The sequence below is a fragment of the Hylemonella gracilis str. Niagara R genome, assembly GCF_000600295.1.
Classification (GTDB): domain Bacteria; phylum Pseudomonadota; class Gammaproteobacteria; order Burkholderiales; family Burkholderiaceae_C; genus Hylemonella; species Hylemonella gracilis_A.
Window position 1 is genome coordinate 1,840,369 of sequence record NZ_JEMG01000001.1, and the last position, 16,518, is coordinate 1,856,886.

Annotated in this window: 14 protein-coding genes; 3 read left to right on the top strand and 11 right to left on the bottom strand. The window is 67.3% G+C overall.

All coding sequences use genetic code 11. The annotated features are described in order from the left end of the window. Nucleotides 1–74: 74 nt before the first annotated feature. The 10 genes from AZ34_RS08585 to AZ34_RS08630 form a co-directional block, all read right to left on the bottom strand. Nucleotides 75–2,480: an MMPL family transporter gene (locus tag AZ34_RS08585; RefSeq protein WP_197026517.1), complete on the bottom strand. Its 2,406-nt coding sequence runs from the start codon at nucleotides 2,478–2,480 to the stop codon at nucleotides 75–77. Further along, nucleotides 2,473–3,162 (bottom strand): outer membrane lipoprotein carrier protein LolA, encoded by a 690-nt coding sequence (locus AZ34_RS08590; protein WP_155831751.1) that lies wholly within the window; start codon nucleotides 3,160–3,162, stop codon nucleotides 2,473–2,475. Before AZ34_RS08590 ends, AZ34_RS08585 begins: the two co-directional genes overlap by 8 nt. Continuing rightward, a complete protein-coding gene (locus AZ34_RS08595; protein WP_035607085.1) occupies nucleotides 3,159–3,584 on the bottom strand; it encodes an acyl-CoA thioesterase in 426 nt (141 codons plus the stop codon). Before AZ34_RS08595 ends, AZ34_RS08590 begins: the two co-directional genes overlap by 4 nt. Further along, on the bottom strand, nucleotides 3,581–4,678 hold the full coding sequence (locus AZ34_RS08600) for an acyltransferase (RefSeq protein WP_231495494.1): 1,098 nt from the start codon (nucleotides 4,676–4,678) through the stop codon (nucleotides 3,581–3,583). Before AZ34_RS08600 ends, AZ34_RS08595 begins: the two co-directional genes overlap by 4 nt. Then, complete coding sequence (locus AZ34_RS08605) at nucleotides 4,675–5,529, bottom strand: glycosyltransferase family 2 protein (protein WP_035607088.1); 855 nt, start codon at nucleotides 5,527–5,529, stop codon at nucleotides 4,675–4,677. The genes AZ34_RS08600 and AZ34_RS08605 overlap by 4 nt, the downstream gene beginning before the upstream one ends. Beyond that, on the bottom strand, nucleotides 5,526–8,021 hold the full coding sequence (locus tag AZ34_RS08610; RefSeq protein WP_051509633.1) for an AMP-binding protein: 2,496 nt from the start codon (nucleotides 8,019–8,021) through the stop codon (nucleotides 5,526–5,528). Before AZ34_RS08610 ends, AZ34_RS08605 begins: the two co-directional genes overlap by 4 nt. A gap of 92 nt (nucleotides 8,022–8,113) precedes the next feature. Further along, on the bottom strand, nucleotides 8,114–8,368 hold the full coding sequence (locus AZ34_RS08615; protein ID WP_035607091.1) for an acyl carrier protein: 255 nt from the start codon (nucleotides 8,366–8,368) through the stop codon (nucleotides 8,114–8,116). Nucleotides 8,369–8,430: 62 nt separating this feature from the next. Then, nucleotides 8,431–8,694 (bottom strand): phosphopantetheine-binding protein, encoded by a 264-nt coding sequence (locus tag AZ34_RS08620; RefSeq protein ID WP_035607093.1) that lies wholly within the window; start codon nucleotides 8,692–8,694, stop codon nucleotides 8,431–8,433. Further along, nucleotides 8,681–9,574 (bottom strand): lysophospholipid acyltransferase family protein, encoded by an 894-nt coding sequence (locus AZ34_RS08625; RefSeq protein WP_231495495.1) that lies wholly within the window; start codon nucleotides 9,572–9,574, stop codon nucleotides 8,681–8,683. Before AZ34_RS08625 ends, AZ34_RS08620 begins: the two co-directional genes overlap by 14 nt. Then, a complete protein-coding gene (locus AZ34_RS08630) occupies nucleotides 9,571–10,467 on the bottom strand; it encodes a beta-ketoacyl synthase chain length factor (RefSeq protein ID WP_051509634.1) in 897 nt (298 codons plus the stop codon). The genes AZ34_RS08625 and AZ34_RS08630 overlap by 4 nt, the downstream gene beginning before the upstream one ends. Before the next feature lie 204 nt (nucleotides 10,468–10,671). On the opposite strand from AZ34_RS08630, the gene dusA reads away from it, so the two are divergent. Continuing rightward, the gene (gene dusA, locus AZ34_RS08635) at nucleotides 10,672–11,691 is read left to right on the top strand and encodes a tRNA dihydrouridine(20/20a) synthase DusA (RefSeq protein WP_051509635.1); all 1,020 of its coding nucleotides are present in this window, start codon (nucleotides 10,672–10,674) and stop codon (nucleotides 11,689–11,691) included. 48 nt (nucleotides 11,692–11,739) lie between these two features. Here the strand turns inward: dusA and dnaE are convergent, their stop codons facing one another. After that, nucleotides 11,740–15,261 carry a DNA polymerase III subunit alpha gene (gene dnaE / locus AZ34_RS08640; protein ID WP_035607095.1) on the bottom strand — a complete coding sequence of 1,174 codons (3,522 nt, stop codon included), beginning with the start codon at nucleotides 15,259–15,261 and terminating at the stop codon, nucleotides 11,740–11,742. Nucleotides 15,262–15,730: 469 nt separating this feature from the next. On the opposite strand from dnaE, the gene AZ34_RS08645 reads away from it, so the two are divergent. Continuing rightward, nucleotides 15,731–15,970 (top strand): glutaredoxin family protein, encoded by a 240-nt coding sequence (locus AZ34_RS08645; protein ID WP_035611270.1) that lies wholly within the window; start codon nucleotides 15,731–15,733, stop codon nucleotides 15,968–15,970. 89 nt (nucleotides 15,971–16,059) lie between these two features. Further along, the gene (locus AZ34_RS18265) at nucleotides 16,060–16,461 is read left to right on the top strand and encodes a hypothetical protein (RefSeq protein WP_155831753.1); all 402 of its coding nucleotides are present in this window, start codon (nucleotides 16,060–16,062) and stop codon (nucleotides 16,459–16,461) included. Nucleotides 16,462–16,518 lie beyond the last annotated feature (57 nt).

Sequence of the window (16,518 nt, forward strand, 5' to 3'; positions counted from 1 at the left end):
CGGAGGACAAAATCGTTGGCGGAGTTCAACTGCAGTCGCATGATGAGGAAGGCATGAAGGCGTGAAAACTTGAATCAGGAGGTGGGTCCGGGTGCTTCTTGCACGGGCCGCAGGCAGGGTGCGAGCAGTCCGACGATGGCGACGCCGAACAGCAAGGTCAGCCCGAAGGCGCGCAGCGCGGGTGTGCTGGACAGCCCAAGCAAGCCGAAGGCCAGCCAGGTGCTGACCGCCCCCAGGCTGACCGCTAGCCAAGCCGAGCCGTCGTTGGGGTGCTCCAGCAGGAAGATGCCATAGTCCACGCCCACGCCCAGCAACAACAGCAGCGCCAGCACATTGAACAACTGCAGCGGTTGACCCAGCAGACCCAGCAGCGCCAGTGTGATGACGCTGCCCAGGGCCGTGGGCAGCCAGGCGCGCCAGGCGCCACGTCCGAAGCGCCAGGCCAACGCCGCGAAGACCGCCGCGTGCGCGAACAGCAGCAGCACGCCCATGGCCTCGCGGTAGCGGCCCAGCACGGAGGTGACTTCCTCCGCCTTGTCGACCCAGCGCACACCGGGCAGATCATGGGCGACGGCGGCGAGTTCGGGCAGCAGGGTGGGGTCGTGCAGGCCCCGCAGCAGGACCACGCTCGCCTGCGTGGGGCTCGCTGCGCCCTTCAGTTCCCCCAGCCAGAGCGGGCGCGCCGCCGCCGAGGCTGCACTGGTCAGCCAGCGGTCCAGCGTCAGCGGTGCCTCGGGGAAGGCCGGTCGCCGCAGCGATTCGCCCAGGACCTGGCCGACCGCGCCCAGCACGCGGCTCTCGGCTTGCGCGGTCAACGCGGCGTCGGCTTGCTGACGCGCCACCGAGGGCAGCCAATGAGACAGGGCGCTGTAGCCCAGGCCGTGACGCCGCGCCACGGCATCGAGCCGGGCCGTCAACGCTTCCTCGCGTTGCAGGACCTGTTCCGCATCCTGGCCCTGAACCAGGTAGAACTGCGCCGGACTGGCCACGCCCAGCAGGTGGGCCAGGCGGATTTGCGATTGCATGAGTTCCGCTGGCGAGCTTTGCAACTGCCGCACGTCGTCGCTGGTCTGCAGCCGCGTGAGCCCGAAGGCGCACAGCAGACCCAGCACGAGCCAGGGCAGCCAGGCGCGGGGTGCACGCCGGAGCACAGCCTGTGGGCGCAGGCGTGGCCATCGCGCCAGACTGGCGCTCACGGCCTCGGCAAACCGGTTCGGGCCCACGGTGCCCCCATCGAGCAGGGGGAACCAGCAGACCACGGTCAGCATCGCGGCGGCCAGTCCCACGCAAGAGAAGACGGCGATCTGCCGCAGGCCGGGGAAGGGCGCCAGTCCCAGTGCCAGGTAGGCCAGCATGCTGGTGGCCAGGGCCAGCAGCAGGCCGGGCAGAAGTTGGCGCATCAGGCTGCGCGGGGGTGTCGTTGCCCGTGCCTGGCGACTGGCGTAATAGTGGATGCCATAGTCCTCGGCCACGCCCACCAGGCTGGCGCCGAAGATGAGCGTCAACAGGTGCACCGAGCCGAACAACCAGGCGGTGACCGAGAGCGCGACCGCGCAGCCGATGCCCAGCGACAGCGCCACCAGCGCGATCGGGCGCGGGGAGCGGAAAGCCAGCCATGCCAGCAGCAGCACGGCGGCCAGCGAACCCCAGCCGATGGTGTTGATTTCCCGGTGAGCCTGCACGGCGGCGGCCTCGGCATGCAGAGGGATGCCCGCGCGCAGGAGATCCAGCGTGGCGCCGGGCGCGGCCTGCGCGAGCGCCTGTCGCGCGGCTTCTTCCGCCTTCCCCAGGGTGGCGCCGATGATGGCCTGTCCATCGAGTGCGAAGGCCGATCCGCGGATGTCATAGGCCAACACCACCCATTCACGCCCCTCGGCGGACAGCCACAGCCATTCACCCTGCTCGCCCGCGCGCGGGCGGGCTCGGGTTTCAGCGGCGCGTGCCGTCCACCAGTGGGGCCAGAGCCCCAGGGGATCGCCGAGCCAGTCCGTGAGCCGTGCCTGCACCGCCGGTTGGTACAGCGTGGTAAGCGCGTTCTGCGCCAGCGTGGCGGTGGGGGTGTCCTGCAACTGTGCGCGCTGCGCGGGCGTGAGCAGGCGGTCACGCCATGGGCGGTAGAAGGCGAGGGTGTCGGCCTGGGCTGTCGGGTTGAAGGCCCGGCTTTCCACCAGCACCTCCTGCCCGCGCAAGGCCTGCGACCAGGCAAGCGCCGCCTTCTGCGTCTGCCCCCAATCCGGCGTGCCCAGCATCACGATGACCTGGCGCGCGGCCTGATCGCCCAGTTGGCGCGTGGCCAGGGTGACTTCGGGCGCCTGTTCGTCGGCTGGCAGCAGTGACATCACGTCGGCGTCCAGGCCATGGGGGTCTTGCCAGAAGCGCCATTGGTGCGCGGCGACGACCAGCACCATGACGAGCCAGAGCAGGGCCACGCCATGCCAGGCCCAGCGCCGCGCGCGCGCGAGGACGAGGGACTCAGTCAAAGCGTGCAACCTCCGCCGGGCTCAGGCGCTCGGCCGTGGCCTGGGCGCTGAAACGGATCAGGCTTTCATCGCCGCGCGCCTCGACCAGGGTGGCGCCGCGCAGGTAGCGGTCACCTTGCAGCTCCACGCGGCTCAGCCATTGCGCGAGCGCGGCGTCGCGCGGGCGCAGGCTGATGCGCCAGTCTTGCGCGTCTGCGGCGTCGCCGACCGTGCCCTGGATGTGGAAACGCTGGGCCAGTGTCTCCAGGTCGGCGGCCATCAGCGCGAAGAGCAGGGCGTTGACGGCGCGCAGGCCAGGTTCATCGCGCGCGTCGAGTTGGCTGCTGACGCTGCCGTCGGCCTGACGGTTTTGCAGGCGGTCACGGGTCACGACCAGGGTGGACTCGAAGGGCCTGAGCGTGTGCCAGACGATGCCATGGTCGCGCGCGACCAGGAACTCCCCGCGCGAGACGAGCGGGTTCTTGAAGCCCTGGACACGCTTGACCTGCTCGAACTGGCCCCGCAGCACCGGGGCCGTCTGCAGGCGCTGGCGGATGCGCGCCAGCAGCGGCGCGGTGTCCGGCTCCGTTGCGCGGGCGGGGCGCATGGCGGCCAGGCCGAGCAGACTGAAACCCAGGCCGAGGCCCGCGCACAGGCCGAGGCTGCGGCGCCGTAGCTTGTCGTGGTCTTGCGCGTGGGTCATGGCCGCACTCCCAGCCGTTCCCACAGCACCGGCGGGCAGACGAAGCACATCTCCCGCGTGGTCATGTCCACCGCGACTTGCAGGGTGTGGGCGCTGGTCAACTTCGCCCCGGTCTCCTTGTCGCGCAGGAGGTAGTTGATGCGCAGGCGGTTTTCCCATTCCACGATTTCGGCCCGCACGATGATCGGCTTGCCATAGGTGGCCGGGCGCACGTACTTGAGTCTCATGTCCACGATGGGCCAGGCGTAGCCGGAAGCGCGCATCTGCGGGTAGTCGTAGTTGAACTTGGCCAGCAGGGCACAGCGCGCCATTTCTAGGTACTTGACGTAGTGACCGTGCCAGACGATCTCCATCACGTCGATGTCGAAGAAGGCGGGTGTGACCTCGATCTCGTGGACCAGGGGCGCGTGGGTGGGCTTCATGGGCGGGGGGCGCGAGCGTTGCTGGGGTCGGGGCTGTCCCAGAAGGGAAAGAAGTTGAACCAGTCGTAAGGCGAGCGGGCCACGGTGGCGTCGAGGCACAGCGCGTAGCGCGCGGCGAGTTCGGCCAGCGCGCCCTGCCGGTCGGCGCGCGGCAGCAGCACCTGCTCGGCGATGGGCTCGAAGCGCAGCTCGTAGCTGCTCACCGGCTTGCCGCGCGGACCTGGCACCATCACGCGGGTGCAGGCCATCAGGTAGAGCGGGCAACGCAGCAGGGCCGCCAGCACATAAGGGCCGATGGGGAAGGCCGCCTGCGCGCCGAGAAAAGGCGCGCGCACCGTCTTGGCGGCATGGTTGTGCAGGGCGACGGGAACCCGGTCGCCCGCGATGGCGATGAATTCACCTTGCGCCACTTTCTCGGCCAGCAGCACGGCGGTCGCGGGCGTGACTTCGCTGACCTGCAGCAGTTGCACACGGCTGCCGCTGCCGTCGTGCGCCTGGTCGCCCAGGCGCTGCAGCACCCGGTTGAAGCGTTCCGCATGCGCGGTGTGCACCAGCACGGTCAGCCGCAGGGCCGCGTGGCGGTCGGCGATGGCGGCGCGGCACAGTTCCAGGCAGCCAATGTGCGCCGTGATGAAGATGCCGCCTTGTCCGCGCTCGATCATCGCGAACAGGGGTTCGCGGCCCGTGAAGCGCATGTGCTCGAAGCGGTAGCGGCCGCTGAGGGCCAGCAGCTTGTCCAGCAGGCTGTCGGCGAAGGCAATGAAGTGGCGCAGGCTGTGCCGCCAGTTCGGCGTGCGGGCAAAGACGCGGTGCGCCGCCTGCAGGCGGCGCAGGTAGTCCAGCGAAGCGCGGCGCGCCAGCGGCCGGGTGGCCCAGTAATAGAAGACCACGGGGTAGAGGCAGAGCCGGAACGGCCAGCGCCCCAGCAGTCGGTGCACGCCATAGAGGAAGAGCAGGCCGGCGACGAAAGTGCTTTCGCCAATGTGGGCCCAGTGCGTCGACCTGGGGGCGCTGGAGGAGGTCGAGGAAGGCGTGGACGTGGCGGCTTGGGAAGCCGCCGGCCCCGGGCTGGCGCTTTGTGCCGGGTTCTTCATGCACCACCTCCAAAGCGCGCGGCGCCGCCGTGTCTTAGCTTGCGCGCCAGCAGGCGCGGTGCGCGCCACAGCATGCCCAGGAACAGCCGGGCGTGCATGCGCGAGATCAGCGCATTGTCCAGCCAGACGCGGAAGTGCGACACGCCGTCCTGCGGGTAATGCACGCGCGTTGGGAGGTTGAGGATCGGCAGGCCGCGCCAGTGCAGGCGCACGAGGATTTCGGTGTCGAAGTCCATGCGCCGTCCGATGGGTTCCGCGTCGAGCAGGGCCAGGGTGGGCGCCAGGGGATAGACGCGATAGCCGCACATCGAGTCGCGGATGTCCAGCGACAAGGTGTTGATCCAGACCCAGACATGGGTGAGGTAGCGGGCGTACAGCCTGGCCTTGGGCACGGAAGTGTCGTAGATGGGCACGCCGCAGACGACGGCTTCGGGCCGCGCGCGCGCCAGGGCCAGGAAGCGCGGCAGGTCCGCCGGGTCGTGCTGGCCGTCGGCATCGATCTGCAGGGCGTGGGTGTAGCGCGCTGGCTGGCTGCACTCCGCCGCCTGTGTCGTGACCGCTGGCGATCCCAGGCCGTGTGCACCTGCTTCGCGCAGGCCCGCGACGACCGCAGCGCCCTTGCCCTGGTTCTGGGGCAGGCGCAGCAGCCGGACCCGGGGCGCATGCCGCATGACCAGGGCGTCCAGCACGGCCGCGCATTCGGCGTTGCTGCCATCGTCCACCAGCAGGCAGGGCAGATCGTGCGCGAGCATCGCTTCCACCATGCGGCCGATGGTGCGCGGGTGGTTGTAGACCGGGATGATGGCCGTGGGCCGGAACGCGAGCGCGGCGTCGGACAAGGACGTGCTCATGCCGTGGATCCCGTGGGCGCGTAGACCAGCCGTCCGCTGGAGTGCACGACGGGCTGCCCGCCCTGCGTGCCGTGGTAGCTGAACTCCAGCGCCTGACCGCCTTCTGGCCGCGTCAGGAGCTGCAAGCGTAGCTGCACCTGCATGCCGGGCAGGACGGGCTGCTGGAACTTCAGCACCTCGATGCGGCTGAAATGGTCGGCCAGCTGGGCGGTGTTCAATGCTTGCGCGAAACAGGTGCGGCCCAGGCGCGCAGCCCAGTCGATCTGCGCCACGCCAGGCAGGATGGGCAGGCCATCGAAATGTCCATCGAAGGCCGCCAGGTCGGCGCGGATGTCGAGCGCGAGCAGGGCGATCGTGGCCTGTGCTGGCTCGGCGGCTGGGGCAGGCGCATCGTTGGGCAGGAGACGCCAGGGCGGCAAGGCTGGTCCTTGGGCGGGCGAGGGCGCGACCGTCGGCGCCGTGATGCCAGGCTGGGCCTCGGCCCCGTGATCTGAAAACAGGGCGGCCAGATCCGCCTGTGTGGTCTTGCCCTGAGCGTTTTGCGGCAATTCACGCAGGTAGCGCCAGCGCCGGGGCAGGGCGACGCGCTCCACCGCTTGCAGCAGCGCGGCGCGCAATGTCTCGTTGAGGTTGCGCTTGCCTTGGCCGTCGTGCAGGGCCCATCCCGCATCGCTGGGCACGGCGACCACGGCCAGTCGCGGCCGGGCGTGGTCGCCCGCACCGTCCAGCACCAGGGCTCGCGCCTCTTTCACCAGGCCGGTGGCGAGCAAGGTCGCTTCCAGCGCGTTGAGCGAGACGCGCTTTTCCTCGATCTTCACGATGCGGTCAGCGCGTCCTTGCAGCAGGAAGCCGCCCCCGGCGCTCTCGGGCAGCGCTTGAGCGCGGTCGGCGGTCTGGAACCACTGCGCATCCGGCAGGTTGGGCGAACACACGGCGAGCAGTTCGTCCGGTCCGATGCGCCATGCCACCGCCTGGAAAGGCAACCAGCGTTCGCCATGGACCGCGCGCTGGCGCCAGGCGATCCCACCGGTCTCCGAGCTGCCGTAGACCTCGATGGGCGATCGTCCCAGCAGGTCCAACGCGGCTTCGGCGGCCTCTGGTGGCAGCGGTCCGCCGGAGGAGAAGATGGCCGAGAGTGCCGTTCGCGCACCTCGCCAGTCCAGTCCGCCCGGTGAGCTGGCTGGCAGACGCTTGAGGTGCGCGGGGCTGCTCACCAGGATGGCCCGGCCGCTCGCCTGCCTGCGCAGTTGCTCCGCGAGTTCTTCGGGGTAGTCGATGCGGTGGCAGCGTGGCGCGCGGCCTGTGAGCGCCAGCGGCCACAGCACGATGAAGAGCAGGCCGTAGATGTGCTGGTGCGACACCGTGGTGTACAACGTGGCATCCGCAGCGACGCGCGCGCCAAAGGTGGCCTGCAGCGTGTGCACCTCGGCGTCCAGCTGGGCCAGCTGCTTGGGTATGGCCTGGGGCTGGCCGCTGGAGCCCGACGTGTGCACGATGAGTTGGGTGGTGCGCGCGTCCAGCGGTGTCAGTGGCGGGAGCGGGGAGGGGGTGTCGCCCTCCGTCGAAACCCGGGGCTCGGGCATCGCGCCGGGCAGATCGCCAGCGCGGCAAGGGGGTGGACCATCCTGCGCATGCAGGGTGTCCAGACTGCGCAGCGTGGCGGCCTGGGCGTCCCCGGGCAGGTAGACGGTCTTGCCCGCGTGCCAAGCCCCGTAGAGCGCGCAGCTGAAGCGCCGGCTGTCCGTGAAGTACAGGATCACGGCCGGGCTGGCTTGCGCGGCGAAGGCGGCACGCCAGGCCTGGACCCGGCGCAGGAAATCCGCGTCGCTGGACCGGGTGGCCACTTCGGTCAGCGGGCGCCAATACGGCGTGTCGGAGGGCTGCGTTTGGGGGGCGTCTGAAGCCGTGGCATGGGCCGCTGCGGCGGCATGGCGGGCTTCAAAGCGCCGACGCAGGCGCGGGCGCAGCAGCCATTCACCCGCGAACAGCGAGCCCATGAGCAGGTAGGCGATCAGGCCGTTGTAGAGCGCCCAGAGTTCGTCCCCGTGGGCCTGCTGCGGCCACAGCGCGGTGACCAGGGCCAGCAGGCCGTTGACGATGAAAAATCCGCACCAGACCTGGGTCAGTCCACGCGTATAGGCCACGCCGGCAGGCGGCAGAGCGGGCTCGGTGAGCCGGGCCAGGCGTTCGATCACGGAAGGCGGGTGGCGCAAGCTCCAGGTGAAGACGAACAGCAGCACCGCGTTGACCAGCACGGGGTAGAACTTCAGCGGCAGAAAGTTGCCGCTGGCCGCGGTCGCACCGGCCAGCAGCAGCGCGCCCAGGGCGGCCATCAGCCAGTGGCGCTCGCGCGTTGCGGCCGCGCGCAGCAGCGCCATCGCGGTCAGCAGCAAGGCCAGCCAATGCGGCGCCACATGGCCGAGCGAGATGTAGATCAGCAGCGGGTAGGCGCAGGTCAGCAGCGCGAGCAGGAGCAGGAGGAGACGGCGCAAGGTGGGACGGCGCTAATGCGGCAGGAGGCGGATGAGGTGAGGCCGATGCAGTGGGTGAAGCGAATGGCGCGGCAACGGGAGTCGCCACCCGGTCAGGCCGCGGTCTCCGTGGCCAGAGCGTGGATCGCGTCCACCACGTCTTGAACGGTGCGCACCGACTTGAAGGCTTCGGGCTGCAGGCGCTTGCCCAGCAGCGGCTTCAACTGCACGATGAGGTCGATGGCGTCGATGCTGTCGATGTCCAGGTCGTCGTACAGGCGTGCCTCGGGCGTGATGCGCGCCACCTCGATGTCAAAGGTGTCGTGCAGGATGGACACAATTTTCTGGAGGATGTCGTCTTTGGTCATGGCGGGAGGCGGAAATAGGGAGCGAAAAGGCGGGCGTAAGGGCTGGCGGGATGGGGAGGGGCTCAGGCCTTGGCGGCCGCACCTTGCACGAAGGCCGCCAGCGCACGCACGCTGCTGAAGTGCCGTCGAGTTTCCTCGGAATCGGCGCTCAAGGTCACGCCATAACGCTTCTGCAGGGCCAGGCCCAGTTCCAGCGCATCGATGCTGTCCAGGCCCAGGCCTTCGACGAACAGGGGTGCCGTGGGGTCGATGTCTTGCGGGCTCACGTCTTCCAATGCGAGCGAGGAAATGATGAGCTCTTTGATGTCTTGCTCAAGTTGTTGCACGGGGATACTCCTGGAAAAAATAGGAACTGAGGAATTCTGTCAGGCGACGCGCGGCACGGGCTTCGCCTGGTGTCGTATCGGGCTCGCTCGACGCCTGCGCAGTGTCGAGAAAGGGCTGGATGGCGATGTCGTCGCCGACCTCAAGCAGGAAGTGGCTGCGCCGCGCGGGCAGGCGCCACCAGGGCTCGCCCTTGAGCAGCAGGGGCGGCGTGCAACGGATGCGCACCGGCGTGACGTCGATGGCGCCGCGCACCGCGATTTGCGCCGCACCGCGCTGCAGTCGGGGCGGCGGATTCGCACTGGCGAGGCCGTCGTGCCCCAGCAATTGGCGCGGCGTGCGCGTGCCTTCGGGAAAGATGACGAGGTTGTTGCCCGCGCGCAGCGACGCGATGCAATCGTCCACCAGGCCGGCGCCAGAGTTGTTGCAGATGAACCCTGCAGCCCGGATGGGGTGACGGGTGAAGGGGTTGCGCGCCAGCGCACCCTTGACGATGCAGTCGGCGTGTCGCACCTGGGCGATGAGCAGCACCACGTCGATCAAGGTGGGGTGGTTGGCCAGAATGAGCAGGCCCTGGCGGCGCAGCTTCTCCCCGCCTCGAATTTCAACCTCAATGGTGCCCAGACTGGCCATCAGGCGGACCAGGGCGCGGAAGCTGGCATGGATCACGGCCTGCGCGGCGGCGCGGCGGCGCGCCTGACCGGACAGGGTCAGCAATAGGGGACTGGTCACCAGGGGAAAGAGCAGGCCCCAGATCAGCAAGCAGCCCGCACCGAACGCCATGAAGCAAAGCAGCGTCGCGATGGTGCGCCAACCGCGTTCCAGCCAGGCGCCGAGGCCGAGGCGAGGCAGGTGCAAGGCCTGCGGGCGTTCAGACGTCACGGCACCCCTCCGCTGGCCACGGGGCCTTGTGCCGGGGCTTGCGATGCCGCTACCGTGCCGGGGTCACGTCGCAAACGCCAGGATAGGCCGTCCACCTCGCGCGTCCACTGGGGTTCGTCCGTCAGGACAAAACGCAGCAGGTCGAGTCCGAAAGGCAGCAGGGTGGTGGAAGCCGGGGCGGCGCAGGCGCTGGCGGGCGCTTGTCCCAGACCCTCTGCGTGCGAGAGGGACAGCGTGAACCGCAGCGCTTGCGCAGATGCGGAACTGGCCGAATTGAGTCGCCAGGCCCAGGCCCAGGCCATCGCCGGGCCCGGTGATTCGGCCGGATCGACGTAGCGGTCGTAAGGTAGCGGAACCCCCTCCTCGTGGCAGACCAGCAGAACTTCAGGGGCCCCGTCCGCCAGAAGGCTCAGGGCTTCAAGCAGGCCGGCCGCCGCGCTGGCCACGCCGGCGGCGACCGCGATGTAGTTGTCTCGGTCACCGCGCGCGATCGAGTACTGAGCGCTGATGGCGTTGTGCACGGACAGACCGAAGGCCGTGGGCGACATGGCCTGGCCCGCTGCCAGGGCATCTTGCAGTTCCAGGGTGCGCTGGGTGTCGCCATGACGCGAGGCAAACACCACGGGACAGGTCGCATCGCGCTGGGAGGACTCCATGGCCTGGCTGGCCCCCCCCACTGGCGCCTCCTGGCACCACCAGGCCGCCTGAACCGCCATGCGGCCCAGGGGGCTCAGCCGACGCCTCGCCATCGCGGGCAGCTCGGTGAGCGCGGGCAGGTCGCTGTCCAGCCCCTGCCGCAAGGGCACATGGGGTTGACGCGCCCATGCCAACCACGCCTGCGGCTCGCGCAGGCCCGGCGCGCAGGCGGCCCAGGCGGTCAGGCTGAAGTGCAAACGTGGCTCCCTGATGACTGAAAAAACTGTGTGGATTTTAAGTGCTGGGTGGGGCCGGATAATTCCGCCATGTCCTCCGCCCAGCCGTCGTCAGCCTTGCCCTACGCTTCGAGTGCCGTTCCCGGCGCAGTTTTCGTGCCAGTCCAATCTGTTGCGGCTGTTACATTTGTTGCGTCTTCGCCCTGGCGTCTCTGCGTGGCGCCGATGATCGACTGGACCGACCGGCACTGCCGCTATTTCCATCGCCTGCTGAGTCGGCATGCGCGCCTGTACACCGAGATGATCACCACCGGTGCGCTGCTGCATGGGGATGTGGAGCGGCACCTGCGTTTCGATGCCTCCGAGCACCCCGTCGCCCTGCAACTTGGGGGCAGCGAGCCGGCCGACCTGGCCGCCTGTGCCCGTTTGGGCGAGCAATGGGGCTATGACGAAATCAACCTGAACTGCGGCTGCCCCAGCGAGCGCGTGCAGCGGGGTGCCTTCGGCGCCTGCCTGATGGCCGAGCCGCAACTGGTGGCCGACTGCATCAAGGCCATGCGCGACGCCGTCCAGAACCCGGATCGGGTGCCCGTGACGGTGAAGCACCGGGTGGGCATTGATCGCGTCGAAAGTTACGACTTCGTGCGCGATTTCGTGGGCACGGTCGCCGAGGCCGGTTGCACGACCTTCATCATCCATGCCCGCAACGCTTGGCTCAAAGGCCTGAGCCCGAAGGAAAACCGCGAGATTCCGCCGCTGCGTTACGAGTTCGTGCACCGCCTCAAGCGTGACTTCCCCGCGCTCACCCTCGTCATCAACGGGGGTATCGCGAGCGACGCACAGGTGCGGGAACAGTTGCAGAGCGCCGCCTCGCCGCTCGGTGCGGCGGACTCCGCGGATGGTGTCCCGGTCCATCTGGACGGTGTGATGATCGGCCGCGAGGCCTACCACAACCCCTGGTGGCTGGCGTCCTGGGATCGCCTCTACTTTGGCGAGTCGGGGCCTGCCACGTCACGCGAGGACATCGAGGCGCGCATGGTGGACTACATGCTGCGCCTGCAGGCCGAGGAGGGCCTGGGCTGGTATGGCATCGCGCGGCACATGCTGGGCCTGCGCCATGGCTTGCCCGGTGCGCGACGCTGGCGACATGTGTGGAGCGACCATCGCCTCAAGGCCGAGGACCCGCGCCAGGTGATGGCCTTGGCGCGCGGTGATGCGGACACCGTGCAGCGCGTGGCCGCCTGAGGTCTTTAGGTAAGACGGCAGGGCCATTGCGACCCCGAGCTGACCCTGTTACTCGTAGACCACCACCGCCTTGCCCTGATCGGCCTGGGCCATCCAGCCCGCCAGTGCCGCGTCGCTGGGGTAGAACTTGGTCTTCTCGTCCTCGGTCTTCAGCGCGGTCTGGTAGGTGCCGATGTCCGCGCTGCCGACTTTCAGCGTGAAACGCACGGGCAGGCCGCGCAACAGTTCGCCTTGTTCGGTCATTTCGCGTTGTGGCGGATGATCGGCCAGCAGGCGGCGCACATCGGGGTAACGACCGGAATTCAGGTTCACCGCCACGCTCAGGTACTTGCCGAAGCGGCAGCGTGCCGTTTCCAGGCTCCAGAGCTGGGTGACGTTGAGCTGAAGACCGCCTGAGAAACGGTCCGGCATGACCTTGGCCGTGACCACGATCAGTTCGTCGTCCTTGAGCAGGTTCTTGTTGGCGTTGAGCAGGGCTTCGTCCACGCGGGCGTCCAGCACCGCGCTCTTGTCGTCCAGCTTGAACAGGGCCAGCCGGCCGCGCTGCCCGTTGATGACACGCAGGTCACTGACGATGCCAGCCAGCAGTTGCGGCTCGCGCGTGTCGATCAGCTCGGCGAGTTCGCGCTTGGCGAAACGCCGCACCTCGTGGGCGACCTCGTCGAACAGGTGGCCCGAGAAGTAGAAACCCACGGCGGTCTTTTCGTGGCTCAGGCGCTCTTTGACGCCCCAGGGCAGGGCCTCGACGAGCTCGGGTTCCTGCGTGCTGGAGCCATGGGTGTCACCGCCGTCGTCGGCCATCAGGTCGAACAGGCCACCCTGGTTGGCGTTGGCGGCGCTGGCCGTGGCGAAGTCAAAAGCGCGGTCGATGGAGGCCAGCAGTTCCGCGCGGTTGAGGTGCAGGCTGTCGAAAGCGCCGGCCTTGATCAGCGCCTCCACCGTGCGCTTGTTGATGCGAGCACGGTCCACGCGCTTGCAGAAGTCGTACAGGCTCTTGAAGGGGCCTTCTTCCTCCCGCGCCTTGACGATGGCTTCGATGGCCTGCTGGCCGGTGCCCTTGACGGCGCCCAGGCCGTAGCGGATCACCGTGTCGGACACCGGCTCGAAGCGGTAATTGCCCCGATTCACGTCGGGCGGCTCGAAGCGCATGCCCATCTTCTGCGCGTCTTCAAACAACACCTTGAGTTTGTCCGTGTCATCCATTTCCACGGTCATGTTGGCGCAGAAGAACTCGGCCGTGTAGTGCACCTTGAGCCAGGCCGTGTGGTAGGCCAGCAGGGAGTAGGCGGCGGCGTGCGACTTGTTGAAACCGTAGCCCGCGAACTTCTCCATCAGGTCGAAGATTTCGTCTGCCTTCTCCTGGGCGATGCCGTTCTGGGCGGCGCCCTTGCGGAAGATTTCGCGGTGCTGCGCCATCTCCTCGGCCTTTTTCTTGCCCATGGCGCGGCGCAGCAGGTCGGCGCCGCCGAGCGAGTAGCCGCCCAGGATCTGCGCGGTCTGCATCACCTGTTCCTGGTAGACCATGATGCCGTAGGTCTCGGACAGCATGTCGGCCACCAGCGGGTGCGGGTACTCGATCTCCTCGCGTCCGTGCTTGCGCGCCACGAAGCTGGGGATCAGGTCCATCGGGCCGGGGCGGTAGAGCGCGTTGAGGGCGATCAGGTCTTCCAGCCGTGTGGGTTTGGCGTCGCGCAGCATGCCCTGCATGCCGCGACTTTCAAACTGGAACACGGCCTCGGTCTTGCCTTCCTGGAACAGCTGGTAGGTGGCCTTGTCGTCCAGCGGAATGGCCTCGAAGCTGAAGTGCTCCTGGCCCGGGTGTCGCTTCATGATGAATTCGCGGGCGATTTCCAGGATGGTCAGCGTGGCCAACCCCAGAAAGTCGAACTTCACCAGGCCCACGGCCTCCACGTCGTCCTTGTCGTACTGGCTGACTGCGGCGTCGCTGCCGGGTTGCTGGTAGAGCGGGCAGAAGTCGGTGAGTTTGCCGGGCGCGATCAGCACGCCACCCGCGTGCATGCCCACGTTGCGGGTCATGCCTTCGAGCTTTTGCGCGAGTTCAAGCAGGTTCTTGACCTCGTCTTCCTTGGCCTGGCGTTCGGCGAGTTCGGGCACTTCCTTGATCGCGCCGTCGATGGTGATGTGCTGGCCCGGCTTGTTGGGAATGAGTTTGCTGATGCCGTCGCAGAAGGTGTAGCTCATGTCCATCACACGGCCGACGTCACGGATGGCGGCGCGTGCGGCCATGGTTCCGAAGGTGGCGATCTGGCTCACGGCCTCGCGGCCGTAGCGTTCCTTCACGTACTCGATCACGCGGTCGCGGTTGGCCTGGCAGAAGTCGATGTCGAAGTCCGGCATCGAGACACGTTCGGGGTTCAGGAAACGCTCGAACAGCAGCTTGTAGGCCAGGGGGTCGAGGTCGGTGATCTTGAGTGCGTACGCCACGAGCGAGCCCGCGCCCGAGCCGCGGCCCGGCCCCACGGGGCAGCCGTTGGCCTTAGCCCATTGGATGAAGTCACCCACGATCAGGAAGTAACCCGGAAAGCCCATCTTCAGGATGGTGTTGATCTCGAAGTCCAGCCGCTCCAAGTAACGCGGACGTTCGGCGTCGCGCTTGGCCGGGTCGGGATAGAGATGGCTCAGACGCTCTTCCAGTCCCTCGAGCGAGACCTTGCGGAAGTAGTGGTCCATCGACAGGCCGCCCGGGATCGGGAAGTTGGGCAGTTGCGGCTTGCCCAGCACCAGGGTGAGGTTGCAGCGCTTGGCGATTTCCACCGTGTTGGTCAGTGCGGAGGGCAGGTCGGCGAACAGGGCCTGCATCTGCGCGCTGCTCTTGAAGTACTGTTCCTTGGTGAACTTGCGCACCCGGCGCGGGTTGCCGAGGATTTCGCCTTCGGCGATGCAGACGCGGGCTTCGTGCGCCTCGTAGTCGTCCTCGGTCAGGAACTGCACCGGGTGGGTGGCCACCACCGGTAGCTTCAGGCGGGCCGCCAGTTGCACCGCAGCGCCCACATGCGCCTCGTCGTCCGCCCGGCCCGCGCGTTGCAGTTCCAGGTAGAAGCGGTGCGGGAAGACGGTGGCGAGTTGCAGGGCCAGGTCATGCGCGCGGGCGGTGTCGCCCTGCACCAGGGCCTGGCCCACGGCGCCGGCTTGCGCGCCAGACAGCACGATCAAGCCCTCGTGCAGTTCCTTCAGCCAGGCCAGCTTCACCATGGCCTGTGCCTTGTGGACGTTGCTGGTCCAGGCGCGGGCCAGGAGTTCGCTGAGGTTGAGGTAACCCTGCTTGTTCTGCACCAGCAGCAGCAGGCGGCTGGTCGCGAGCGGGTCGCTGCCCAGGCCCTCGAGCACGATGTCCGCACCGATCAGAGGCTTGACGCCCTTGCCGCGCGCGGCCTTGTAGAACTTGATGGCCCCGAACAGGTTGTTGAGGTCGGTGATGGCCAGCGCGGGCTGGCTGTCCTTTGCCGCGGCGTCCACCACGTCGTCCACGCGGGTGGCGCCATCGACGACGGAGAATTCGGTGTGGAGGCGGAGATGTGCGTACGCGGGGGCGAAATCGGGGGAGGACATGCGGCTGATTTTAGTCAGGCCGTCAGGCGGGGAATTTGCTCAAGAAGCAAGGCGGTTTGAGAATACGATTGCTTTGAAGGCCGTGCTGCTGCAGGCTTGCAGCGCCGGGCCCACCGCCAGCGCGCTCATACGGGGATGGCCTGCGGCTTCGCGCTTCAGCCGGGCATGAAGCCGCTGCGGCATAACTCACTGCGCGCCCTACGGCCGCTTCGTTCAAACACGATGCCGCAAGTCAGAGGACGATGCGCCGCACTTGCGGCGCTGCGGCTTCATTCCCGTCTGAGCCGCCATCCCCGAAATCGCACGCTGGCGGTGGGCCCGGCGCGGCGGAGGTTGTGCACTGGCGGTCCACATGCAGGAGATCGCCCATGCGATGGAGCAGCAATCCCGCAGCATGGTCCAGATCAGGGAAGCCATCGAAATGGGCTGCGGCGCCCGTGCGAATAGCGCTCTCGCTAGACTCATGGGCATGAACCTGAAAATCACTGTCTATTCCAAATCCGCCTGCCAGCAATGCGACACAGCCAAGATGCTGCTCAAGAGCCGCTCGCTGCCTTTCGAGGAAATCCGCATCGATGACGAGGCCGAGCGCCTTGCGTTCTATGAAAAGTGCGGCCCGTCCGTGCGCCAGATGCCGCAGATCTTCATCAACGACCAGCGCGTGGGTGGCGTGGCGGGCCTGCAGGCGGCGTTGGCGCAGTTGAAGTGAGGTAGGTAGCTCACTTTGATATAGCGCCTCCTTCTTTCAGAGAGCTTGAAAGTCATACAAAATCCGCGCGGGGCGCGCTTGATTCGAAGATGTCGAAAGAGAAATCGGAAAACTTGTCGCAGGGTCGCAGTCTTCAGACCAGAGTCGAGATTGTCATGGTGCTTGTTGGCCTCCTAATCATGTTTTGGGTTTCTTTTCTTGGAAACCGTACATACGATCAGACCGTGGAGCGAGCCCAAAGTTGCTTGCAACGCAATGGAGAACAAAAGACGGTTCAAGGAGTTGTCAAGATGGCAGGACAGGATTTGTTTGCGCATGGCAGCCATTGGCACTATCTGGAGCATGTCAAATCGCAGAGTCCTGGAAAAGCCGTTTTGCGCGAGAACATTGGACAGCCAGTGTCGGTTGAACTGTGTAAAAACGACGTGATTGCTTATACAGTTGACGGTAAGCGATTTGTAAAAATTTCCGTCGCCGAAAACGGCAAATAATTCCAGCGGCGTAGGTAGAGAAAGTGGCTACTACCCTGCTGAAGTACGAAGCCGAAG

Coding starts and splice junctions, on each gene's coding strand:
- AZ34_RS08590 (WP_155831751.1), bottom strand. CDS start 3,162: ATGACCCACGCGCAAGACCACGACAAGCTACGGCGCCGCAGCCTCGGC.
- AZ34_RS08595 (WP_035607085.1), bottom strand. CDS start 3,584: ATGAAGCCCACCCACGCGCCCCTGGTCCACGAGATCGAGGTCACACCC.
- AZ34_RS08600 (WP_231495494.1), bottom strand. CDS start 4,678: ATGAAGAACCCGGCACAAAGCGCCAGCCCGGGGCCGGCGGCTTCCCAA.
- AZ34_RS08605 (WP_035607088.1), bottom strand. CDS start 5,529: ATGAGCACGTCCTTGTCCGACGCCGCGCTCGCGTTCCGGCCCACGGCC.
- AZ34_RS08615 (WP_035607091.1), bottom strand. CDS start 8,368: ATGACCAAAGACGACATCCTCCAGAAAATTGTGTCCATCCTGCACGAC.
- dusA (WP_051509635.1), top strand. CDS start 10,672: ATGATCGACTGGACCGACCGGCACTGCCGCTATTTCCATCGCCTGCTG.
- dnaE (WP_035607095.1), bottom strand. CDS start 15,261: ATGTCCTCCCCCGATTTCGCCCCCGCGTACGCACATCTCCGCCTCCAC.
- AZ34_RS08645 (WP_035611270.1), top strand. CDS start 15,731: ATGAACCTGAAAATCACTGTCTATTCCAAATCCGCCTGCCAGCAATGC.
- AZ34_RS18265 (WP_155831753.1), top strand. CDS start 16,060: ATGTCGAAAGAGAAATCGGAAAACTTGTCGCAGGGTCGCAGTCTTCAG.